At 64.9% G+C, this 22,980-nt stretch carries 21 protein-coding genes; 17 read left to right on the top strand and 4 right to left on the bottom strand.

Annotated features, from left to right (window positions below; all coding sequences use genetic code 11):
* The first annotated feature begins 1 nt into the window (after position 1).
* The 7 genes from CVV68_RS02255 to CVV68_RS02225 all read left to right on the top strand — a co-directional run bounded on the left by CVV68_RS02255 (position 2) and on the right by CVV68_RS02225 (position 8,194).
* Positions 2-730 carry an ABC transporter ATP-binding protein gene (locus tag CVV68_RS02255; protein ID WP_110499394.1) on the top strand — a complete coding sequence of 243 codons (729 nt, stop codon included), beginning with the start codon at positions 2-4 and terminating at the stop codon, positions 728-730.
* A 9-nt stretch (positions 731-739) separates the two neighbouring features.
* Positions 740-2,839, top strand: coding sequence for an acyltransferase family protein (locus CVV68_RS02250; protein WP_110499393.1), 2,100 nt, complete (start codon positions 740-742; stop codon positions 2,837-2,839).
* 150 nt (positions 2,840-2,989) lie between these two features.
* Positions 2,990-4,279, top strand: a complete 1,290-nt coding sequence (locus CVV68_RS02245) for a nucleotide sugar dehydrogenase (protein WP_110499392.1) — start codon at positions 2,990-2,992, stop codon at positions 4,277-4,279.
* Between the two features lie 45 nt (positions 4,280-4,324).
* Entirely contained in the window at positions 4,325-4,921 is a 597-nt protein-coding gene (locus CVV68_RS02240) for an acyltransferase (RefSeq protein ID WP_110499391.1), read from the top strand.
* Positions 4,918-6,009 carry a DegT/DnrJ/EryC1/StrS family aminotransferase gene (locus tag CVV68_RS02235; protein WP_110499390.1) on the top strand — a complete coding sequence of 364 codons (1,092 nt, stop codon included), beginning with the start codon at positions 4,918-4,920 and terminating at the stop codon, positions 6,007-6,009. The genes CVV68_RS02240 and CVV68_RS02235 overlap by 4 nt, the downstream gene beginning before the upstream one ends.
* A 2-nt stretch (positions 6,010-6,011) precedes the next feature.
* Positions 6,012-7,004, top strand: coding sequence for a Gfo/Idh/MocA family protein (locus tag CVV68_RS02230; RefSeq protein ID WP_110499389.1), 993 nt, complete (start codon positions 6,012-6,014; stop codon positions 7,002-7,004).
* Positions 7,004-8,194 (top strand): glycosyltransferase family 4 protein, encoded by a 1,191-nt coding sequence (locus CVV68_RS02225; protein ID WP_110499388.1) that lies wholly within the window; start codon positions 7,004-7,006, stop codon positions 8,192-8,194. Before CVV68_RS02230 ends, CVV68_RS02225 begins: the two co-directional genes overlap by 1 nt.
* Positions 8,195-8,270: 76 nt before the next feature.
* Here CVV68_RS02225 and CVV68_RS02220 read toward each other — a convergent pair whose 3' ends face one another.
* The 3 genes from CVV68_RS02220 to CVV68_RS02210 form a co-directional block, all read right to left on the bottom strand.
* Positions 8,271-8,972 (bottom strand): hypothetical protein, encoded by a 702-nt coding sequence (locus CVV68_RS02220; protein ID WP_110499387.1) that lies wholly within the window; start codon positions 8,970-8,972, stop codon positions 8,271-8,273.
* Positions 8,973-9,044: 72 nt separating this feature from the next.
* A complete protein-coding gene (gene wecB / locus CVV68_RS02215) occupies positions 9,045-10,109 on the bottom strand; it encodes a non-hydrolyzing UDP-N-acetylglucosamine 2-epimerase (RefSeq protein ID WP_110499386.1) in 1,065 nt (354 codons plus the stop codon).
* 9 nt (positions 10,110-10,118) lie between these two features.
* Positions 10,119-11,255: a glycosyltransferase family 2 protein gene (locus CVV68_RS02210; protein ID WP_110499385.1), complete on the bottom strand. Its 1,137-nt coding sequence runs from the start codon at positions 11,253-11,255 to the stop codon at positions 10,119-10,121.
* A gap of 55 nt (positions 11,256-11,310) precedes the next feature.
* Here CVV68_RS02210 and CVV68_RS02205 point away from each other — a divergent pair, with 55 nt between their 5' ends.
* Genes CVV68_RS02205 through CVV68_RS02195 form a run of 3 tightly spaced genes read left to right on the top strand, consistent with a single transcriptional unit; the run spans position 11,311 to position 14,613 of the window.
* Positions 11,311-12,420, top strand: coding sequence for a glycosyltransferase family 2 protein (locus CVV68_RS02205; RefSeq protein WP_110499384.1), 1,110 nt, complete (start codon positions 11,311-11,313; stop codon positions 12,418-12,420).
* 48 nt (positions 12,421-12,468) lie between these two features.
* On the top strand, positions 12,469-13,590 hold the full coding sequence (locus CVV68_RS02200; RefSeq protein ID WP_110499383.1) for a glycosyltransferase: 1,122 nt from the start codon (positions 12,469-12,471) through the stop codon (positions 13,588-13,590).
* Positions 13,591-13,617: 27 nt separating this feature from the next.
* Positions 13,618-14,613: a glycosyltransferase family protein gene (locus CVV68_RS02195; RefSeq protein WP_110499382.1), complete on the top strand. Its 996-nt coding sequence runs from the start codon at positions 13,618-13,620 to the stop codon at positions 14,611-14,613.
* Between the two features lie 12 nt (positions 14,614-14,625).
* Here the strand turns inward: CVV68_RS02195 and CVV68_RS02190 are convergent, their stop codons facing one another.
* Positions 14,626-16,389, bottom strand: coding sequence for an ABC transporter ATP-binding protein (locus CVV68_RS02190; protein WP_245933308.1), 1,764 nt, complete (start codon positions 16,387-16,389; stop codon positions 14,626-14,628).
* A 229-nt stretch (positions 16,390-16,618) separates the two neighbouring features.
* Between CVV68_RS02190 and CVV68_RS02185 the strand changes: the two genes are divergently transcribed.
* The 7 genes from CVV68_RS02185 (at position 16,619) to CVV68_RS02155 (ending at position 22,850) form a co-directional block, all read left to right on the top strand.
* Positions 16,619-17,584 (top strand): glycosyltransferase family protein, encoded by a 966-nt coding sequence (locus CVV68_RS02185; RefSeq protein ID WP_146238805.1) that lies wholly within the window; start codon positions 16,619-16,621, stop codon positions 17,582-17,584.
* Positions 17,581-18,921, top strand: coding sequence for a glycosyltransferase (locus CVV68_RS02180; protein WP_110499379.1), 1,341 nt, complete (start codon positions 17,581-17,583; stop codon positions 18,919-18,921). Before CVV68_RS02185 ends, CVV68_RS02180 begins: the two co-directional genes overlap by 4 nt.
* Positions 18,918-19,409, top strand: coding sequence for a hypothetical protein (locus CVV68_RS23355; protein WP_170133061.1), 492 nt, complete (start codon positions 18,918-18,920; stop codon positions 19,407-19,409). Before CVV68_RS02180 ends, CVV68_RS23355 begins: the two co-directional genes overlap by 4 nt.
* Before the next feature lie 75 nt (positions 19,410-19,484).
* Positions 19,485-20,123, top strand: a complete 639-nt coding sequence (locus tag CVV68_RS02170; RefSeq protein ID WP_110499378.1) for a glycosyltransferase family 2 protein — start codon at positions 19,485-19,487, stop codon at positions 20,121-20,123.
* Positions 20,124-20,127: 4 nt separating this feature from the next.
* Positions 20,128-20,538, top strand: coding sequence for a DUF2304 domain-containing protein (locus CVV68_RS02165; protein WP_110499377.1), 411 nt, complete (start codon positions 20,128-20,130; stop codon positions 20,536-20,538).
* 29 nt (positions 20,539-20,567) lie between these two features.
* The gene (locus CVV68_RS02160; protein WP_170133060.1) at positions 20,568-21,644 is read left to right on the top strand and encodes an acyltransferase; all 1,077 of its coding nucleotides are present in this window, start codon (positions 20,568-20,570) and stop codon (positions 21,642-21,644) included.
* A 57-nt stretch (positions 21,645-21,701) separates the two neighbouring features.
* Positions 21,702-22,850 carry a glycosyltransferase family protein gene (locus CVV68_RS02155; RefSeq protein ID WP_110499620.1) on the top strand — a complete coding sequence of 383 codons (1,149 nt, stop codon included), beginning with the start codon at positions 21,702-21,704 and terminating at the stop codon, positions 22,848-22,850.
* The last annotated feature ends 130 nt before the right edge of the window (positions 22,851-22,980 follow it).

The following is a 22,980-nucleotide window of genomic DNA, read 5'->3' as shown; positions in this document are numbered from 1 at the left end:
CATGACGACAGCCATCGAAGTAAAAGGCATCAGCAAGCAGTTTGTGCTGCGCCACACACGTTCCCTGAAAGAAGCGTTTGTGTGGCTCATCAAGGGCCGCAAGGGGGACCTGTCGGAGAAGTTCCATGCGCTCAAGGACGTTGACCTAGTAGTCAGCCAGGGCGAAACGGTCGCCCTGCTTGGGTTGAACGGTTCCGGCAAGTCCACGCTTCTCAAGCATATTTCGGGCGTCATGATCCCGGACTCAGGAACCGTGCGCACGCGTGGCCGCGTGGCTGGGCTCATTGAGGTTGGAGCCGGTTTCCACCACGACCTCTCGGGCCGCGACAACGTCTACCTCAACGGCGCGATTTTGGGCATGACCGAGGAGCAGATCAAGGACCGCTTTGACTCGATTGTCGAGTTCGCCGAGATCGGGCAGTTCATCGACACCGAGGTGAAGTTTTATTCGTCGGGCATGTACCTGCGCCTGGCCTTCTCGGTGGCTGTCCACACGAATCCGGAGGTCTTTCTGGTGGATGAAATTCTTGCCGTGGGGGACGAGCCGTTCCAAAAGAAGTGCATCGCCAAAATCCAGGAATTGGCTGCGGAGGGGCGGACGCTTGTCGTTGTCAGCCACGACCTCGACCTGGTGTCGGGGATTTGCGACCGGGGCGTGGTCCTGGACCACGGCAACGTCACCTTCGACGGGCCAATCCATGAGGCCGTTGCCAAACTACGCGGCGAGTAGGCGCCTGGCTTGAGCATCACAGCGGGGACTGCCACGTCCGGCACACAATCGCGCGCAACGGCCAGGCCCACGGGGTTCCGCCCGGACATCCAAGCTCTGCGCGCTCTCGCCGTGTCACTGGTGGTCCTGACGCACCTGTGGCCGAATCGGCTCACAGGGGGATACGTCGGCGTTGACGTCTTCTTTGTCATCTCCGGATTTCTGATCACATCGCACCTAGCCAAGGAGATCTTTGGCACGTCCACTCTGTCCTTTGCCCGCTTTTATGCCCGGCGCATCAAGCGGCTCCTGCCCGCTGCGTTCACCGTGCTTGCTGCGGGGGCCTTGGCTGTGGTGATCTGGGTGCCGTACTCCGAATGGCAGCCCACCGCACGCGAAGTGATGGCAAGCGCCTTCTACGTTGAGAACTGGTCCCTGGCCGGGCAGTCGATCGATTACTCCGCCATCAACAATCAGGCCACGATTGCCCAGCACTACTGGTCACTGTCCGTGGAAGAGCAGTTCTACTTCTTGTGGCCGCTGGCCCTCTTTGGCCTGTACCGGCTGGGAACACGGTTAGGCGCCCGTCGCATGACCTTCCTGGCGGGGATCAGCGTTCTGGGCGTGGCAAGCCTAGTGTATTCGATCATTTTCACGGCGGCCAATCCAAACCCGGCCTACTTCGTCACGCCCGTGAGGGTTTGGGAGTTTGCAACAGGGGGGATATTGGCCATTGCTGCCGCGAAGGTGTCCCTGCCGCGAATGCTCGCGGACGTTCTTGCAGTCCTGGGTTGGCTCGGCATTGCCGCCTCCGCCATGTATTTCAGCTCTCAGACCGAATTCCCCGGTTGGACGGCGCTTCTTCCTGTTCTCGGTGCAGCAGCAGTCATCGCCAGCGGCACGGGACGTACACGCGTCCCCTTCCACCCAATTGTCGCGTGGAAACCCGTCCAGTTGGTGGGTGATGTTTCCTACTCGATTTACCTATGGCACTGGCCGATGATTGTGGTGACTCCCTACATTCTTCTGGCGCCCCTGAACTCATGGGCGAAGATCGGCATCATTGCCCTCTGCATCCCCTTGGCTTGGCTGACAAAGGTGCTCGTGGAGGACCGTGGCAAGTCCTGGAAGATCCTGGGTGTGCGCCCGCATGCCACTTTCCTCAGCATGGGCGCAGGCCTTGCCATCCTTGCCATGCTGGCTGGCGGGATAACTTGGGGTGGCTCCCTCCAGGAAAACCGCGCCGAGGCCGTGCAGGCGCAACAAATGGGCCGGCCCTGCCTTGGACCGGCGGCCCTGCCGGCCCAAAAGGACTGTACGAATGCCCTAGGCCCGGCGGCAGTCACCGTCATGGGACCGGGCAACCGGTACTACACATCGCCGCCCGAATGTGCCACAGACCCCAACAGGAAAGGGCCGGGGGTCAAGGCCGTCGCAGTCTGCGATTACTCCGGCGGGAAGAAAGACGCAACCACGGTCTGGCTGACAGGGGACTCCCACGCCGAGCAGTGGAAGCCGGCACTTTTGCTTCTGGCGAAGAAGAATCATTGGAAGCTGACATATTCGCTGCTGGGCGGGTGCCCCGTCGCCGACGTCAGCTTTGCCGGGTACCGCGGCAAGGGAGATCCCGCTGGGAACGCGGCCTGCATCAACGGGTCGCGGTCCATCGCGAACATGATTGCGGCCGACAAGCCGGACAAGATCTTTTACTCCATCTTTTCCCGGAAGGAAACGGTTGACGACGGTTCCGGACGAAGTCAGAAAGCCCAGTACGACGCCGGGCTGCCGAAGTTTTGGGGGCGCTGGGCCGACGCAGGCAGCACCGTGTACGTCATGGCTGACCCGCCGCTAAACGGCTTCGTTCGCGATCCGCAGTGCGTGGTGCTCAACCCGGCACAGCCGCTCAACTGCACGGTTCCCAGGGCAACAGCCCAGCCAAGCGACCCCCTGGTTTCCGCGGTCCGGCACATGAAGTCGCCGCGAGTGCAGTTGATCGACATGACCGACCATTTTTGTGATGCCAGCCGGTGCTATGCCGTAATTGGCAATATAGCCGTCTACTATGACGAAGACCATCTCAACGCCGAGTTTTCGAAGCTCATGGCACCCTTCATTGAGCGCAAGCTCTAGCTTCGTGGGGGACGTTTTGGGGACAGTCCGGCGTGGTTTAGCTCTCAACTGGACCGAACAAGGCCCAAAGATCGATATTCTGGTAACAAAACACCGGCAGTACCAGCATGCCGGGTGTGACCCAAGCTCGAAAGAAAAGGCAACTAAAACGTGAAGATTGCAGTCATCGCACTCGGAAAAATCGGCCTGCCTCTGGCGGTCCAGTTCGCCTCCAAGGGCCACGACGTGGTGGGCGTGGATGTGAACCAGGCCGTGGTGGACCTGGTCAATGCCGGCACCGAGCCGTTCCCGGGCGAAGCTTACCTGCAGGAAAAGCTTTCCGAACTGGTTCCGTCGGGGAAGTTGCGTGCGACGACGGACTACGCCCAGGCGGTCCCCGGAGCCGACGCCGTGGTGCTGGTGGTGCCGCTCTTCGTTGACTCCGAGGCCAAGCCCGACTTTGGCTGGATGGACGGGGCCACCGCCGAGCTGGGCAAGCACATGACGGCCGGCACCCTGGTCTCCTACGAGACCACGCTGCCCGTCGGTACCACCCGCACCCGCTGGAAGCCGGCCCTTGAGGCAGCGTCCGGCCTGGTGGAGGGCAAGGACTTCCACCTGGTGTTCTCCCCGGAGCGCGTGCTGACCGGCCGCGTCTTTGAGGACCTGCGCAAGTACCCGAAGCTGGTCGGCGGGCTGTCCGACGCCGGTGCCGCCAAGGCAATCGAGTTCTACGAGAGTGTGCTGGACTTTGACGACCGCCCGGACCTGGCCCGCGCCAACGGCGTGTGGGACCTGGGCTCCGCAGAGGCGTCCGAGCTGGCCAAGCTGGCCGAAACCACCTACCGCGACGTCAACATCGGCCTGGCCAACCAGTTTGCCCGCTTCGCGGCCAAGACCGGCATCGACATCTACCAGGTCATCGCCGCGTCCAACTCGCAGCCGTTCAGCCACATCCACCAGCCCGGCATCGCCGTGGGCGGCCACTGCATCCCCGTCTACCCGCGCCTGTACCTGTGGAACGACCCCGACGCCACCGTGGTCCGTGCCGCGCGCGCCGCCAACGCCGACATGCCCGACTACACCATCGGCCTCCTGGAAGGTGCCTACGGGGACTTGTCCGGGGCACGCGTCGTCGTGCTGGGGGCCGCCTACCGCGGCGGGGTGAAGGAAACCGCGTTCTCCGGCGTGTTCGACGCCGTTGAATCGATCAGCCGGCGCGGCGGCACCGCCTTGGTGCATGACCCCCTGTACACGGATGAGGAACTGGCCCGTCTGGGCTTCGTCCCGTACCACCTCGGCGAGCCAGTGGATGCCGCCGTCGTGCAGGCCGACCACGCAGAGTATCGTGACCTGGGGCCGGCGGACCTGCCTGGGCTGAAGGCGTTCATCGACGGACGTCGCGTAAGCTCGGAAGCCAAGTGGCCCGGCGTCACCTACCGCGTCATTGGCAAGGCATAAGGGAAAGTTCCCCGGCCGCATCCGACCGTGATCAGGAGTATCAGCATGACTTACATAGCCCCCACCGCCGATGTGGCGGACCAGGCAGTTCTTGGCGAAGGCACCAAAATTTGGCATCTTGCCCAGGTGCGTGAAGATGCCGTGCTCGGCGAGAACTGCATCGTGGGCCGCGGCGCCTACGTCGGCACCGGCGTGCAGATCGGCGAAAACACCAAGATCCAGAACTACGCGCTGGTCTACGAACCGGCGGTACTGGGCAAGGGCGTTTTCATCGGCCCGGCCGTGGTGCTCACAAATGACACGTACCCGCGGGCCGTCAGCCCGGACGGCTCGCTGAAGAGCGCCCACGACTGGACCCCCGTGGGCGTCACCATTGAGGATGGCGCCTCCATTGGGGCCCGCGCCGTGTGCATTGCCCCCCTGACCATTGGCCGGTGGGCCACCATCGCTGCCGGTTCCGTGGTCACGAAGGACGTTCCCCCGTTCGCCCTGATGGCGGGGGTTCCCGCCCGCCGCCTGGGCTGGGTTGGCAAGGCCGGCTTCCCGCTCAAGGCGGACGGTGCATTCTGGGTGTGCCCGGAAACCGGGGCAAAATACATTGAAGAGGGAATTTCCCTGAAAGAGGCAGAGGACAACGCATGAGCCAGGACTTCATTCCCGCAGCAAGACCCATCATTGGCGCCGAGGAGCGGGCGGCGGTCGACGCCGTCATGGCCTCGGGCATGCTGGCGCAGGGCAAGGAGGTGGCCGGCTTTGAGACGGAATTCTCGCAGGTCCTTTTGGACGGGCGCGCCAGCGTTGCCGTGAACTCCGGCACCTCCGGGCTGCACCTTGGCCTGCTGGCCTCGGGCGTGGGCCAAGGAGACGAGGTCATCGTCCCTTCCTTCACCTTTGCCGCCACCGGAAACTCCGTGGCCTTGACCGGCGCCACCCCCGTGTTCGCGGACATTGAGCTGGACTACTACGCGCTGGACGTGGCGCACGTTGAATCCCTGATCACCGACAAGACCAAGGGCATCATGCCGGTGCACCTGTACGGGCACCCCTTTGCGGCCGAGGCCTTTGCCGCACTATGCGACAAGCACGGGATCGACCTCTACGAGGACGCGGCCCAGGCCCACGGTGCGGCACTGAACGGCAGGAAGGTGGGCACCTTCGGCAAGTTCGGCATGTTCAGCCTGTACCCCACCAAGAACATGACCTCCGGCGAGGGCGGCATGGTGTCGACGTCGGACGCCGAAGTTGAGCGCAAGCTGCGACTGCTGCGCAATCAGGGCATGGACAAGCAGTACGAAAATGAACTCGTGGGCTTCAACAACCGCATGACGGACCTGCACGCCGCCATTGGCCGGGTTCAGTTGACCAAGGTGCTGGGCTGGACGAAGCAGCGCCAGGACAACGCGGCCTTCCTGACGGCGAACCTGGAAGGCGTGGAAACGCCCAAGGTGGCCGAGGGTGCCGAGCACGTGTACCACCAGTACACCGTCCGTGTCCCAGAGGGCCGTGACGAACTGCACGAACGCCTGCGTTCGGACTACAACATCGGTTCCGGCGTGTACTACCCGGTCCCGAACCACCGCCTGCCGTCTTTCAACCAAACCTCGGACCTGCCCAACACGGAGACGGCCGCCAGGGAAGTCCTGTCCCTGCCCGTCCACCCGTCGCTGACCCAGGACGACCTCGAGCGGATTGTCACCGCCGTCAATACGCTCGTCAAGGCAGGTGCCTGAGCATGGCCAACTTGCGCGTAGGACTCATCGGCCTGGGCATGATGGGTCGCCACCACGCACGGGTCATCCGCGAGGTCGACGGCGTTGAGCTGGTTGCCGTGGCTGACGCCTTTGGCGACCCTCACGGGGTGGCCAAGGACCTGACCCTGCTCCACAACGTTGAAGAACTCATCGCCGCCGGCCTCGACATGGCCGTCGCTGCCGTACCCACCGGCATGCACGAGGAAGTCGGGCTTGCCCTGGCCGCGGCCGGCATCCACACCCTCGTGGAAAAGCCCATCGCCGCCAGTGCGCCGGCCGGGCAGCGCCTCGTCGAGGCCTTCGCCGCCAAGGGCCTGGTGGGCGCCGTCGGACACATTGAGCGCTTCAACCCCGCCCTGCAGTCGCTGCGGAAAAGGATTGCCGACGGCGAACTGGGCGAGGTCTACCAGATCGCCACCCGCCGCCAGGGGCCATTCCCGTCCCGCATTGCCGACGTCGGGGTGGTCAAGGACCTGGGCACCCACGACATCGACCTGACCGCGTGGCTGGCGCAGAGCCGCTTTGAGTCGATTTTTGCCCAGACCACCACCCGCAGCGGCCGCCCACACGAGGACATGGTGGCCGCCACCGGCAAACTGGCCAACGGCGTCATCACGAACCACCTGGTGAACTGGCTGTCGCCGATGAAGGAACGCCTGACCGTCGTCACCGGGGAAAAGGGTGCGTTCGTGGCCGATACCGTGACGGCCGACCTGACTTTCTTTGAAAATGGCACGGTGGCCACCGAATGGGATTCCATGGCGGCATTCCGGGGCGTGTCCGAGGGCAATGTGACCCGCCTGGCCATTGCCAAGCCGGAGCCGCTGCGCACCGAGCACGAGGCTTTCCGCGACGCTGTTTTGGGACTACGCACCGACGTCGTGACGATGGCCGAGGGCCAGGACACCCTGGTGGTGGCCGAGGCCGTGCTGGAATCCTCCCGCACCGGCGAATCGGTAAGGATCCCGTCTTAGTGGCAGCACAAAAACCGTTGAGGGTCGTCGTTGCCACCCGGCTGTATGCGCCGGAAGTGGGGGCGGCGGCCTTTCGCCTGAAGGCCCTGGTGGACGGACTGGTCGGGCAGGGCGCTGAGGTGGAGGTCATCACCACCGTCCCGCCCAAGGGCTCCGGACTGTTCAAGCCACGGTATGGGCTCAGCCGCTGGCCGGTGCTGCGGGACGCCGGCGGAAACGTCCGCGGATACGTCCAGTACCTCAGTTACGACATCCCCGCGTTCTTCCGCCTGCTGGCCGTGAAGGCGGACGTGGTCGTTTCCGAACCGCCGCCCACCACCGGCGTGGTTGTGGCACTGACGTCCCTGCTGCGCGGCCGGCCGTTTGTGTATTACGCCGCGGACGTGTGGACGGAGGCGCTCTCCGCCATGGAGGTACACGGCGCCGTCAAGCGCGTCATGGGCGCCATGGAGGGCTTTGTGCTGCGGCGTGCCGCCAAGGTCATTGCCGTCTCCGAACCGGTGGCCGGACAGGTGGCGAAGTTCAACGTGCCGGCTGACCGCATCGAAACCGTGGGCAACGGCGTGGACACGGGTGTGTTTTCGCCGGACGGGCCGGTTGCTTTGGCTGCGAATCCATATTTCATCTACACCGGCACCATGAGCGAATGGCAGGGGGCCGGAATCTTCATTGAGGCCCTCCCGCTGGTGCGGCAGCAGCATCCCGATGCCGAGATCCGCTTCTTTGGCCAGGGCACGGACGAAGCGAACCTGAAGGCGCTGGCGGCAGCGCTGGCCCCGGGGGCAGTGCACTTTGGTGGAGTCGTTGCTCCGGCGGAGGCTGCGAAGTGGATCCGAAGCGCAGCCGGAGCCCTGGTGAGCATCAAGCCGGGGCAGGGCTACGACTTTGCCAAGCCCACCAAGATTTACGCCGCCGCAGGGTGCGGCACGCCAGTCATCTTTGCCGGCCAGGGCGACGGCGCCGCCATTGTTGTGGAGGGCGGGCTGGGCAACGCGGCGCCCTACGATGTGCAGGCGGTTGCCGACGCCATGGTCAGGGCGATGGTTGATCCGACGATCGGCGGCACCCAGTCCGCCGGCTCCCGCATCCAGTGGGTCCTGGAGAACGCGTCGCTGGCGGCGGCGGGACGGGTCGCTGCCGAGGCTGTGCGGGCTGTTGTTCGCCGGCCGGTCGGCACGAAGCCGCACTAACCCGATTCCGGGCTTGGGACCGGGGAGCAGGCGGTTGCATCCTTGGCCGGCGCCTCCGCTTTTCAGCGCCGGATGGCTATCGTGCCGGGGGCGGGGCGGCTCCGTACAGCACCGGTTCGTATACATGGGGCACGTCGCCAATATTGAGGTGGAGTCCCTGCGGCCCGTAGCTCCGGGTGAGGTAGTCGGCCTTTTCCGCCGTGCCGTCATAGACGTCCACCCGCACCATGCCGGTCTGCGCGACGACGCCCATCACGCCAAGGTGGATGCCCCGCTTCGCCAGTTCCCGTGCATCGTCCGCAATGCGGTCCATCTGTCGTTTGGCCGCCGCTTCCGTCCGCCACACACCGGCCAGATGGGTCTCAAAGCCTTCGGCACGGGCGGCGCGTGAATACCGGGCGAACGTGGCCGGGTCCGGCAGCGGTCCGGCGACGTAGGCGGTCGCCAACTTGTGTGCGAAATCCAGCTCCATGGCGTTGACGTTGAAACCGCCGCCCTCAAGGTCGGTTTTGAGGTTCTCCGCGGCCCGGCCCAGAACGGCATGCCAGCCACCGCCGGCGTCCTCCAACGGCATGCCCAGGGCCCGACGGAAGTCAGTGGCGCTCTGATTGTAGTGTCCGCTCTTTGCCTGATCCGCCGAGGAGGCGGTGGCAGAGGACGGTGTGGTGGCCGTCGCGGCCAGGATGGGCGAGACGCACATGGCCGCGGCAGCCAGAGCTGCTGCGGCAGCCAGCGACCGGCGCCGGCTGCCAGATGTCTTGTTCGCCTTGGAATCCATGCTTGAAGTATATGGCTGGCGGAGCGAATGCCGAAGGGCCCGGGCTGCGGCCCGGGCCCTTCACAACAAAACTTACTTCGCGAACGTCGCCAGCAAAGCGTCAACCGTGCGCTCGGCCGCGTGCCCGTCGCCGTAGGGCGTGGCATCCGTCGCGGGCGGGGCCGGGCGCTCCACCGTGGCGGCCAGCTTGGACAGGTCGCTGTTGACCAGCACGTTCCAGCCCAGCTCCACCGTTTCCACCCATTCGGTCTCGGGGCGGATGGTGGTGCAGGGGATGCGCAGCAGGAACGCCTCCTTCTGCAGGCCGCCGGAATCGGTCACCACGCCTGCACTGTTGGCCACGGCGTTGACCAGCTGCGGGTAGGCCAGCGGTTCATGGAGCACGATGGAACCGGAGGCCAGGTCGATGCCGTGTGTCTCCGCCAGGGCCTTCAGCCGGGGGTGGGCCAGGAGCAGCACCGGCTTGCCCAGGGCTGCCAGTGATTCCACAATCGCCTTCAGCCGCGCGGGGTCGTCCGTGTTGTCCGGGCGGTGGATGGTGCACACATAGTAGTTGCCGGCGCTGACGCCGTCGGGCAGGGGCTGGCCCTGTGCGGCGAGCTGTTCGCGCACCCTGTACAGGACGTCGGTCATGACGTCGCCAACCATGCGCGACCTCTCCGCCAGACCCTCGGTGGCCAGATGGTCCATGCCTACCTGTGTGGGGGAGAGCAGCAGGTCCGATGCGTGGTCGGTCAGGACCCTGTTGTGTTCCTCGGGCATGCGCCGGTTGAAGGACCGCAGGCCCGCTTCCAGGTGTGCCACGGGAATGTGGATCTTCACGGCGGCCAGGGCCGCGGCCAGGGTGGAGTTGGTGTCGCCGTAGACCAGCACCACGTCGGGCTGTGCTTCCTCAAGGACCTTTTCCAGGCCGGCCAGCATGGCGCCGGTCTGTTCGCCGTGCTTGCCCGAGCCGACGCCCAGGTTATAGTCCGGTGCCGGGATGCCCAGGTCCTGGAAGAAGACGTCGGACATGAGCTCGTCGTAGTGCTGTCCGGTATGGACTATAACGTGTTCGGCCCGGCCTTCCATGGCCTTCGCGATCGGGGCAAGCTTGACAAACTGGGGGCGTGCGCCCACCACACTCAAAATTCGCATGGTTCCAGCCTAGCGGAGGGCGAACACTCCCGATTTCGTTCGGCGCCGCTCGTTGACATAGTGCCGCAGCACCGAATCCGCCGCTAACAGGGACAGCGGATTGTCGGTGAGCAGTTCCCCGAGGCGTCCGCTACGGGAATGCAGGACGACGGCGTCGCGCAACGCCGATTCACCGCTCGCCGCAGCGGCGGCACGCGATAGCGCGGCGTCGCGCCGGGAGAGGGCAGGCAGCGCGCCGCCGGCCAGCTCGAGGAACTGCCCCCGTGCCTTCGTCCAGGCGGTTTGGTCCGCAGCGGACCACACGGGTGCCTGCACCGATCCGGCCATGGAGCCGCGCCGGATGAGGGCACCGATGCCGTGGACCCGCAAGAGCTTCAGGGCGATGGTTCGCCGTTCGGCAAGGGTTGCTTGGAGCAGCCACGAGGACTGGACCAGTGCGTCCAGCCATCGGAACTCATCAGCCAACGGACGCACGGCACTGGTGACACGGGCGGGGCCCGAAGCGTCGGTCTGGTGGTAGGCGGGCGCTGCATAGGGATAGACGGTTGGGCCTCCCCGGAACCACAACTTCAAGGCTGCTTCGAGGTCTTCACCAATCAAAATGCCCTCCTCGTAGCGAAATCCGCAGGTCTTCAGGGACTCCCGGCGCAGCAGGCCGTACGGGACGCTGCGGTAAGCCAGGCCGTCCCTGACAGGGTCCAGCACTGCCGGCTTGGAAGGGCGGATCCGCGGAGAGCGGAGGATGGAGCCTTCGGGGGTGCGCAGGGGAGCGATGACGGCGGCCGCACCGTGGGACTCGGCTGCCTTCCACCAAGCCGCCAAGGACCCGGCCTCCAGGTAGTCGTCGGAGTCCAGAAAGCTCAGGAAGGTTGCCGAACTTTGGTCCAGCGCCGCGTTGCGCGGCCCGGCGGGGGACTTGATGCCGTCCCGGTGCCCAAGCCAGGTGACGGCGTCGTCCGTTGAGAGTGCGGACGTGACGCTGTCCTTAATGTCGTCGACGGGGATGTTGTGGCAGACCACGGTGACGCGTAGATCCACGCCAAGCTCCGCGAGTTCGGCACGCTGGGCCAGGACGGAATGGATGCCCCGTTCCAGCGGCCTGGCGGGGTCGTGCACCGGTATGACAACTTCAATGCTTTGGCTCATGGCCGCGATCTCCTGTGCAGGCTTGGTTCCTTTGGTTCCGCGATAACCTTACTGGGTGGACAACGATACTCAGGATTCAGTGCTCGTCGATGTGGTGGTTGCCGTGCACACGCCGGACCGGCCCATTGAGCGCACCGTCGCCTCGCTCATGTCGTCGGGGCTGCCCACGGAGCCCGGCGCCGCCGGGCGGCTGCGCGTCACAGTGGTGTGCCACAACACCGAGGTTGCCCCGATCCGGGAGCGCGTGGCGCCCGAACACCGGGACCGGGTCCGCTTTGTGCAGTATTCGGACGGAATTAAGAGCCCCGCCGGCCCCTTCAACCACGGGATTTCACTGGCCAGCGGGACCTGGGTGTCCATCATGGGCAGCGACGATTCGCTGGAGCCGGACGCCCTGGCCCGCTGGGTCGCGGCTGCCGACAGGGACGGCGCGGACGTGCTGATTGCACCGATGGCCCATGCCGGTGGAAGGGCCATCCGGACCCCCGTCGTGCGCCGGAACCGGAACGCGGCCCTTGACCCGGTGGCCGACAGGCTCACTTACCGGACCGCGCCGCTGGGGATCATGCGCCTTGCCCTGGTCCGCTCGCTCGGGCTGGACTTTCCCACCCGATACGCCACGGGGGAGGACCAGTCCTTCTCCGCCAAACTCTGGTTCTCCGGGGCGGGCATCAGCTACGGCCGCGGCCTGCCCCGGTACCTGGTGCACGACGACGCCGTGGCGCGCGTGACGGCGACGCCGCGAAGCGTGACTGACGACTTGGCCTTTGCCACGGATCTGGTGGACACGAACTGGTTTGCCGGCCTCGGCCCAGCGCAGCGGGCCTCGATCGTGACCAAGCTGATCCGCGTCCACGTGTTTGGCCACGTGATGCTGCGTGCCGATTCCGGCACGTGGAACGCCGAGGAAGCCGACGCCATGGCGGGGGTTGCCCGCCGATTGTTGTTCGCCGCCCCCGAAGCGGCCCGGCCGTTGTCGATTGCGGACCGGGCCCTGCTTGATGCGGTGGCAAGGCGGGAAGGGGACGCCGCGGTGATGAAGTCCCTGGCCACGCTCCGGCGTACCTTCACCAATCCGCGCACTTGGCTGCCGCGGGACCTTTCGCAGCTGCTTCACCCGGAAGCCCCGCTGCGGTTCATGAGCGCCTCGGCGTTGGTGTCCTAGCCTTTGCACGCACAGCCTCTTCACCCACAGACCCCATTCAAGGAACCCATGAAGATCCTGGTCATTGCCACTTGGTACCCGCACGAGGAAAACCCCGCCGAGGCGCCGTTCAACGCCGAGCACGTCGAAGCCATTCGCGGCCAGGGCCATCAGGTGCGCGTGGTCCACGTCCGGCTCGGGACGGCCCTGGCCATGCCCAAGTCCGTTAACGGAGTGTGGGAAGGCATCCCGGTGCGGCGTGTTGCAGCCGATCCCAGGCGTCCGGGAACCGTGCTGGCCTGCGAACGGCTGCTGACACGCGAGATGGGCTGGGCCGACGTCGTCCACACCATGGCCTTTTCCTCGATCCTGCTTGCCCTGCCGGCCTGGTCGGCGCGCACCGCGACGGGACGCGGACGGCCGTGGGTCCACACGGAGCACTGGAACGGCGTAGTTAACCCATCCAGTGTCTCGCCGTTGTGGGAAAAGCTCTCCGGGCTGCGCCGCGTGCTGCGGTTCCCGCACGTGGTGACAGGCGTGACCGGCCAGCTCGCGGCCGAAATGCAGCGCTTTGCCAGGCCGGATGCCGCCCGTGTGGTGCCCTGCGTCGTGAAGGGCCGGGGCACTGTTGCGGCTTCCGTCTTTGGCACGCCGCTCCGGCTGGTGGCCGTGGGCGGACTCATTGACCGCAAACGCCCCCTGGCAACCATTGAAACGCTCGCCTGGCTGCGCGACCACGGAACGGATGCGCACCTGACGTGGGTGGGGGACGGGCCCCAACGAGCCGAGTGCGAGGCGCTGGTGGCGAAGCTGGACCTGGCGGACCGGGTCACCCTGGCCGGTTCGGTGCGGCCGGCCGAGGTGGCGGAACATCTGTCCGCAGCGGACCTGTTCTTCCTGCCGACCGCCCAGGAGAACTTCTTCACCTCGGCTGCCGAGGCGCTGGCTGCCGGCCGGGCGGTGGTGGCAACCCGGGTGGGCGGCTTCAGCGACTACGCCGACGCGTCCAACAGCAGGCTTGTCGACGACGTCACGCCCGAGGTGCTGGGCAGGGCGGTCCTCGATGCCGCCGAGGCGTTCCGGAACGTGTCCGCCGGTGACATTGCCGCGCCCATCCGGGCCCGGTTCGCCCCGGCTGCTGTCGGAGAACTTTTCGATGATGCGTATGCTGCCGCAATCGCCCGGGCCTAGCCGCCGATTATGCCCAGGAGAGAAAATATGACGACTGAGACGAAGGTCCTGCAGTTCAACGACTGCGCCTTTGTGGCCCGCTCCATGGTCAGCGCCGCGGCCCGGGCCGGCATCCACTGGGACTACCTTCCCCCGGAAGAGGTCCGGCCGATGACGGCCGCCCCTAAAAATCCCTTCCTGGCCAAGGCGCGCTTCGTGCCCTACCTCCTGCGCCGGCGGGCAGCACTCCAGGCCGCCGAAGTGGTCCATGTCCACTACGGCACCAGTGCCCGGCTGCTGAAGGAACGCGGCATGCCGCACCGGCCGTATGTGCTGACCCTGCACGGAACGGACATCCGCAGGCAGTGGAAGGACCCGGCCTTCCACGATGAAATCCAACGGGCGGTTGACGGTGCGGAACACGTTTACTTCGCCAATATCGACACCGCCGGGAACGCACGGGCGGCACGGGCGGACGCCGAATTCCTGCCCGCCATGGTCGATGCCGGGGCACTGCCGGCCTGGGCGCCGTCGGGGGAGTCCACAGTCCTGTTTGTTTCCCGGTGGGACGAGGACAAGGGAGTTGACGTCCAACTGGAGCTTGCCCGCAAACTCCGGGCCGCCGTCGGACCTGCCACGAGAATCCAGGGCCTGAACTGGGGGCCCGGCGCCGGCACAGCGGCGGCGGCCGGTGTCGAATTGCTGGACAGGATGCCCCAGGCGGATTTTCACCAGGTCATCGCCCGGTCGCACTTCACTGTTGGCCAGGCAACCAACAACTTTGCCACGAGTGAATTTGAGGCGCTATGCATGGGCGCCCCGATGGCGGCCGTGGGCCAACGGTTGCCCAGGCCCGACGACGGCACCACGCCGCCGGTGGTGCAGGGGACCGCCGATGAGGTGGTGGAGCAGCTGCTCATGGACCTGGCCGACCCTGTGGTGGCCGCTGCCCGGCTCGGGGGCGCCGCCTGGGCGCGGCCGCGCTACGACGCCGCCAGCTACGTGCCGCGTCTTGCGCAGCTGTACCGCGGCATTGCCGCCTAACTTTGCAGGTGCCTAGTCGGTGACTGACGCAGCCTGGACGTTGCGGTGGGTTTGGCCGGCGGGAGTATAAAGACCGGCCAGGGCTGCCTGCTGGGCGAAGTCGGGATTGCCCAGCACCACCTCGTCGAAGGTGCCCTGGGTGACGATGCTGCCGTCCTTCATGAAACAGACCTGGTCGTTGTCCCGGATCGTGGAGAGCCTGTGGGCCACGGATATCACGGTGATATCGCCCTTAAGCTCGCTGATGGCCTGGGCGACAGCGGCCTCCGTGGCCGTGTCCAGGGCGCTGGTGGCCTCGTCGAGGACAAGCACCAGCGGGTCCATGTAGAGGGCGCGGGCGATGCCGAGGCGCTGGCGTTGTCCACCGGACAGCGCGCCGCCGCGTTCACCGACGCGCCCGTGAATGCCGTCGGGACGGGACTCAATGGTCTCCAGCAGCTGGGCACGTGAGAGGGCCATCCGGACGCGTTCGTCGTCGAGCTCCCCTCCCCAGGAAAGTGCCACGTTTTGGGCCACCGAACCGTCAAAGATGGCGACCTCCTGCGGGACGTAGCCCACGCGCTTCCGCCAATCACCCAGGACATCCTCCAGGGGAATGCCGTCCAGGGTCATGGTTCCTTTTGACGGTACCAACAGCCCCAGGAAGATATCGATCAGCGTTGACTTGCCGGCACCGGACTGGCCAACCACGCCAACGGTGGATCCCATGGGCAGCTGCAGGTTGATGTCCGTCACCGCGGCTCCGTTGGCGCCGGGATAGGTGAACTCGACACCCTTGAGCTCGAGAACTTTCGGTTCGCCGTGAATGGGCCGCTTCCCCAGCTGCTCCGCATTGGCCCGGAACTCTGCGGCATCCTGGATGTCCTTCATGACCAGTTCCGTGTAGGGCAGGGTGGACTGGACCAACGTCAGCTGGGACTGGACCTGTGTCAGGGCCGGTACCATCTTGAAGCCGGCCAGCGCGAAGATGGCCACCGACGACATGGCCGGGCCGATGCCTCCACCGAAGAGGAATCCGACGGTTCCGATGAGCAGGAATCCACCAATGAGTGCCATGTCGATGACAAATTTCGGTACGGCGGCCATGAATCGAATGTTGGATCTTGACCGGGCGGCCTTTTCCCGGCTGATGTAAACAATGTCGCCAACCTCGTCGGCCTTGTCGCGCAGGGTGATTTCCTTCAATGCGGCGAGCATTTCCGAGACAAGGGTGGACATTCTCATGGCCGAGTCCCGGTTGACGCGTCCGGCCTCGTAGGACTTCTTGGCCAGGTACAGGTAGAGGAACGCCGCGATCAGCCCAAGATAGATGACCGTGATCACTGCCGTCTGCCAGGAGGCTGCCAGGAGGATGACCATGACGGAGGCAAAGGTCAAAAATTGCGCCGGCAGTGAAACAGCGGGGAACAGGACGCCGGAGATCGTGTTGGCGATGCCGACGTCGATCATGCGGACCAATTCGGCGGTCGACCTGTTCTGGCGCGATGTCCAGGGGGCGCGTATGTAGCTCTGGAACAGTACGGTGCCAATTTCCAGCTCGTAGTCGGCAAACTTGCGGGTGGAAATCCACTGCAGCCAAATGTTCAGCAGGGACTTGAGGATCATGACGCTGGCAGCCCCTACGAGGACGATCAGCCCCACGCCCAGGGGAACCGAATGGAGCAGGGGCAAGGTGAGGGTCTCAACGCCCGGCTTCAGCTGCATGATGGCGTTCAACACCAGCGCGAAAACACCGAGTGCACCGGCGTCGACAAGGGCCAGAACAGCCGACAACACAGAGAACAAAAGGAGGAACTTTTTTGCGCTGGCAGGAAGAAGTGGCAGCAACTCGCGTAGTGTGCGGCGCAGTTGTTTCAAGTGTTTCTCCCAAACGGCTGATGACTTTGATCCAATTCAGTCTACGTCGTTGCACCTGCGTGGTTGCTCAGCAGGCAGTGCGCTTCACAACACAGTGCGGCAGTGACACGGACCTGGCCGCTGCGCCGCAAATGAGACAATGGGGACCATGAGCCAGGACATCCGCGTTACCCATCTCTTCGACTGTGCCGACGTCGGCAAGACATTTGTTGAGGAGGCCAGGAGCCAGGGCAAACCTTGGAAGATCATTCAGGGCCCATGGACCCGGGGTGGCACAAAGGCCGCTTACTATCGCTTTCTCCTGGAACAGGCCGCGGCATACCCCCGCACCCAGGTGTGGCACGTCAACATGGGGGGACGGGCAAAGTGGGCCCGTGGCAGGTTCGCCCGCCCCTACGCATTGACCCTGCACGGGACCGATATTCGGGAAAACTACTGGCAGGAACAGCACCATTCCGTCATGAAGTCGGACATCGACGGTGCCGGACAAGTCTGGTACGCGACACCGGATGTTCAAGAGAAGGCGGAACAGGCCCGGGCCGACGCCGAATACATGCCCATACCGGTCGACCAGTCTAAATTGCCGCAGTGGTCCCCGGCGGCAAAACCACGTGTCTTCTTCCCGTCGCGCTGGGACGCGTCCAAGGGAGGCGACGCCTGGGTCCAGACGGCGGCAGACGTGGTGGCAGCCTTGGACGGGATGGACGTTGACGTAGTCGGCATGGACTGGGGCGACCGTGCGCCTGAGGTAGCGGCATTGGGCGTGCAGCTGCTGCCTAAAATGCCCAAGGACGAGTATTTGCGTGAAATGTCACGGGCCCACGTCACCGTCGGGCAGATTGCCGGAATTTTGGCCACGAGCGAACTTGAGGCCATGGGCATGGGAATTCCCACCATATTCGCCGACCAGGACCTGGGGTACCCGGCGGACGTCGCAACCGTTTCAGTGGCCAGGGCCGATGTTGGAGACGCTGTGCGGGAGTCATTGGCAGATCCCAGGGGCCTGTCCCGGACCCTGGCCAGCAAGGAGTACATCCGCGCCAACCATGGGCCTGCCGCCCTCCTGCCCAGGCTGGAGGCCGGCTACGCCAAAGTGCTCGGAGGTGCTGCATGAACCGGCCACATCTGCTGTACATCGCCTATTCCTTTCCGCCCAGCACGGCGTCGTCCGTCTACCGCTGTACAGCGGTTGCCAACGCCTTCGCGGCGGATGGCTGGGATGTGACGGTCCTCACCGTCGACCCAACCGTATGGTCGGAAATTGCCGGACTGGATGAGAAGCTGCTGGAGTCAGTGGACCCGCAGGTTCACATTGTCCCGGTAACTGATGGAGGCGCAGAAGATCCTGCCCGTGGGGACCTGCGAACGTTTTCCCGGCTGCGCGTCGCGGCGCCCTACGTTTGGAAGGAACTGCGGCGCCGCCGAAGCCGCCGTGACTTCCCGGAGAACTTCCACGGGGCGTGGCTGAAGCCTGCGGGCCGGGCCGCCCGTGACATTCATGCGGACAAGCCCGTCGACTTGGTAATGGCCTCGGCAAACCCGTATGTTTCCTTCGCGGTGGCCCAAGCACTGGACGGGGTTCCCTACGTCATGGACTACCGGGACGCATGGGCATTCAACACGATCAGCGGGGTGGAGGACTTCGCCCCCGATTCCCCGACAGGACGCCTGGAAGCCGGCTATTTGGACAGGGCCGCCCAAATTTGGTTTGTCAATGAGCAAATTCGCAGTGAATATTCACTTAGATACCCGTCGGCCGTGGGGAAGATGCGTGTCGTGGCGAATGGTTTTGACCCGCAGCCAGGCCACGGCCCGCGCACCGTCAGAGCAACGCAACGGCCTAGGTTCGGCTACTTGGGCACGCTGCAGTATGTCAACATGCCCTTGGAACCCTTCCTTGAAGGTTGGGACGTGGCCTTCGGTGCTGCAGCGCGGGGCCGTGCCGACGGAATATTCCGCGGCAAGCTAAGCCCCTCGGGCGCAGCCCCGGCGGAAGTGCTGGCTGCCTTTGGCTCCGCAGCTGGCAACGGCCTGCGCTACGACGGACCCATTTCCAAGAGGGATGTTGCCGGGTTCTACGGCAGCCTCGATGCCTTGATCCTGCTGCTGTCCTCTGGAAAGTTCGTTACCGGCGGCAAAACAGCCGAATACCTAGCCACGGGTCTGCCCATCGTTTCCGTCCATGACCTTGGCAATGCAGCCACCGACCTGCTCCGCGACTATCCCCTGTGGTTCCCGGCCAGGGACCTGACACCGGAGGGCATCAGCGCGGCGTTGCAGGAATGTGCCAACGCCCTGCAAAGCCCCGACACTGCACGGTGGCAGGCGGCCTGGGAGTACGGCCAACAGTTTGACCGTGCAGCGATCCTGGCACCCGTCATCGCGGAGCTGAGGGAGATCGCCGGACATTCCAAGGCCGAACTACCCACCGGAACGGGGGACATGCAGTGAGTGCACCGCATCAGTTGAGGGTCGGCATCCTCGTAGGCCAAGTTAGCCATCCGCAGGCCGTCATCGACGATTTGTGGCACCGCGCCACCGGCGCCGCCCCTGCCGGCTGGCAGGTACAGGTGGAAGTGGTCCATGTCGGAACACGGCCAGACAGTGCACAGCCTGCCGGCGGTGTCCAGGGGATCGTCCAGCTCCAGCCCCCAACGCCCTTCCGCGGCTCAGCGCGCTTGAGCGCGCTGGCCGGCGGACAGGGGCCCGCCGGTGTGGTTGGCCGTCTGGTCCGGGACAACCTTGAATCACGCAGGGTCGCTGTGACACTGGCCCGGCGAAAGGACCTGGTGGCAAGCCTTCGGGGGTCCGCCGTCGTGGTAGCCGCCGATCCCAGCGCCGACCGCGCAGTCTGGCAACTGCGCAAGCTCACCGGCGCCCACCTGGTCCATGGGCCCGCCGCCATGGTGCATGCCATCAAGGTACTTTCCGACAGCTGACGCCGCGCCCTGAATCACCGGGGGGAGCCCCTATGGGATACTTGTGCGGTGAGTCGAACTTGGATAGTCATCCCCATGTATAACGAGGCGTCGGTTGTCGGCGACGTCATCACGGGGCTGCGAAAGGTGTTCCCGTACGTCGTCTGCGTCGACGACGGCAGCACCGACGGCTCCCAGGACGTGGCCCGCGATGCCGGAGCGGTGGTGGTCCAGCACCCGGTCAACCTCGGTCAGGGCGCTTCCCTGCAGACGGGAATCGAATACGCACTCAACGATCCGGAATTGGACTGCATTGTCACCTTCGATGCCGACGGCCAACACCGTGTGGTTGATGCCCAGCTCATGGCGGAGCGCATCAAGTCAGGGGAGGCCGAGATCGTCCTCGGTACCCGTTTCCTGGACAGGCGCACCAAGATGTCGCCGGCCAAGCGCCTTGTGCTGCGCACCGCAGCCGTGCAGTCACGCATGGCCACCGGCATGGCCCTGACGGACGCGCACAACGGGCTCAGGGCACTAAGCCCCAAAGTGGCCAGGGGCATCCATCTGACGCAAAACCGGATGGCCCACGCCTCGGAACTGGTCCACCAGGTTGCCGAAATGAAGCCACAATGGGTGGAGCAGCCCGTGGAAATAATCTACACCGACTACTCCAAGGCAAAGGGCCAGTCCCTGCTGAATTCGGTCAACATCCTCGCCGACCTTTTGTTTAGGTGACATTGTGCAAATAGTTGTTCAAATAGTTCTTGTCCTGGCGGTTGTCATCGTTTCCCTGGCGCTGATGCGGGGCGGATCCAATGCCCGGCACCTGGCCATCCGCCGCCTCATGCTGATGCTCTTTGCCTGCGTGGCGGCCTTGTCCATCTTCTTCCCCGGCCTGCTCAGCCACGTTGCCCGCTTCTTCGGCATCGGCCGCGGCACCGACCTGGTCCTCTACGGACTCATTGTCAGTTTCCTGGTGTTCATGGCCACCACCTACCAGCGGTTCAGGCACATGGAGACCACCATGACCAGGCTGTCACGCAGGATTGCCCTGGATGAAGTCAACCGGACGCAATCGCCGGCAACTGTCGCCCTCGCAGCCGAATCTGCCCCTGCAAAGCCGGAGCGGAACGAGTCCGCCACCGGATGAGCGATGCTCCCCGCGCAGGAAAACCCGCGATGACGACTCCGGCCGTGATCCAAGGCCGGGCGCCGCGCAACTATGGTCTGGACATACTTCGGATCGTCAGCATTTGCGGCGTAGTGGCCATCCACGTCTTTGGTCGCCGGGTGGGCGCCGAGCCGAAAGCGGGCCGCGGCTGGTGGGCGGCCGTTGCCATCGACATTGGCTTCATCTGGGTGGTGCCGGTATTTGTGATGATCTCCGGCGCCCTGCTGCTGGGCTCCCGCCAGGTGGTCCAGGCCCCGGCCGCGTTCTACCGCAAGCGCGCCGCCCGCCTGGTGCCGGCACTCATCTTTTGGAACGCTGTCTACCTGGTGGGCGTGCGGATCTGGATGAGGCACGAGCACCTTACGACCGGGCGGGTGCTGCAACTGCTGTACGACAGCTCCGTGTTCACCCAGCTTTACTTCCTCTGGCTCATTTTGGGCCTCTACGCCATAGCGCCCTTACTCGCGTCCTTCATGGTGGGAAAGGGGGACCGGCGTGCCATGGCCACTGCCGGCCTCCTGCTTGCAGTGACCGTCCTGGCCTTTGTGGTGCCCGGAATTTTGGGGCACTTTGGTGTTTCGCGGCCCATCCCCATGAATATCTTCACGTACTGGTTGCCCTACGTGGGCTACTTCGCGGCGGGGTATGCCCTGCGCCATGTCCGGCTCAAGGGCATGGCGCTTGCCGGCGCAGCCTTGGCGATGGCAGCCTTGATCGTGTTCACCGTCTGGCACTTCGGGCACGGGGGAGTCCTCCCGGTGGCTGACATGCTGGTCTCCACATCGTATTTGGGGGCTGGGGTGGCCATGACGGCGCTCGGCGTGTTCGCCGTCGGACTTTCCCTTTCCGAGTTCATCAGTGTTCCCCGGCGGGTGGGAACGTTGCTGGTGGCCCTCTCCAACGCTTCCTTTGGGGTGTTTCTTGTGCACCTGGTGATTTTCGAGGCGATCAGGCTCCATGTGCCCGCCGTTCTGGGTGCGAAGTCATTCACCGCGATCGCGATGGCGTACTTGGTGACCCTGGCCGCCAGCTTTGCCGTTTCCTGGCTTGCCTCAAAAGTGCCGTTGCTGCGCCGGGTGTTTTAGCCACTGCGGCTGTGGCGTGGGTCAGGTCTCTCTCCGCAATCGGGAATAATGGGGGACATGACTGAGCTCCCCTCCTTGCTGATCCTGACGTTTTCACCCATCCGCTCGGACCCCCGGGTACTCAAGCAGGTGGAGCTGTTCAAGGGCAAATACCGTGTGAGCACCTGCGCCTACGGTGCCGCGCCGGATGGCGTGGAGGAGCACTTCGCCCTGCCGGAGGATTCACGGGGCTGGCCGTCGGACAAGGTTGGGCTCATCAGCCGCCAGTACGGCAAGGTCTACAACGGACTTCCCGCCGTCCGCTCCGCCCGTGCATTGCTGCCCAAGGGACGATTCGACATCATCTTGGCCAACGATCTCAACACGCTCCCTCTGGCCCTCGAACTGGAGCCCAAGCTTGGCGTGCACTCGGACCTGCACGAGTTTGCACCCCGGGAAAAGGAAGACAACGTCAAGTGGCGGCTGTTCATTGCCCCCTTCATGCGGTGGCTGTGCTCCCGGTACCTTCCCGCAGCCTCATCGGTGACGTCAGTGTCCCAAGGCATTGCCGATGAATACCTCAAGGACTATGGGACCCCGACGGGCGTGGTCACCAATGCCGCGCCCTATGCCGAAGGCGCCGTTCGGCCTGCGGGGGAGAAGGTGCGCCTGATCCACAGCGCGGCCGGCCAGCGGTACCGGAAGCTGGAGAACTTCATCGAGGCCATGAAGGACGCCCCGGAATGGCTGTCCCTGGACATGATTGTCATGCCCAATGAACCGGACTATGTGGCCGAACTCAAGGCTCTGGCCGCTTCGGTCCCGTCCATTACCTTCCGCGACCCTGTTCCCTACAGGGAGCTGGTGGCCACCCTGAGCGAGTACGACGTATCGGTGGTGTTCCTGCCACCAACCAACTTCAACCTGAAGAACGCCCTGCCAAACAAGTTCTTTGAGGCGGTCCAGGCCCGGATTGGTCTCATCGTCGGGCCGTCCCCGGCCATGGTCGAACTGGTCAGGCAATACGGGCTGGGCGCCATCACCGATGACTTCTCGGCCGAGTCGCTGCGGCGCACGCTGCGGTCGCTGACCCCCGAAACCATCGACGGCTGGAAGCGGGCGGCCGACGCCGCCGCCCTTCCGTTGTCGGCGGAATCGCAGATGGCCGTGTGGGAGGAATCCATCGCGCGGATCGCCGGCACCGGGAAAGCCCCAAAAACCGCGTGAGCGGCGGCCACTTCGGGGACGGCGGTTAGCCGGCGTACTTGGCGAGCTGTGCCTGGACGTTGTTGGTGAGGGATCCGGTGCCGCCGAGGACGACGATCTTTTTGGGTTTGAGGCGGGCGAGTTCGGCGTT

It is taken from the genome of Arthrobacter livingstonensis, assembly GCF_003219815.1.
GTDB lineage: Bacteria > Actinomycetota > Actinomycetes > Actinomycetales > Micrococcaceae > Specibacter > Specibacter livingstonensis.
The sequence above is the reverse complement of the archived record's forward strand: the minus strand, read 5'-3'. Positions and strand labels throughout refer to the sequence as shown.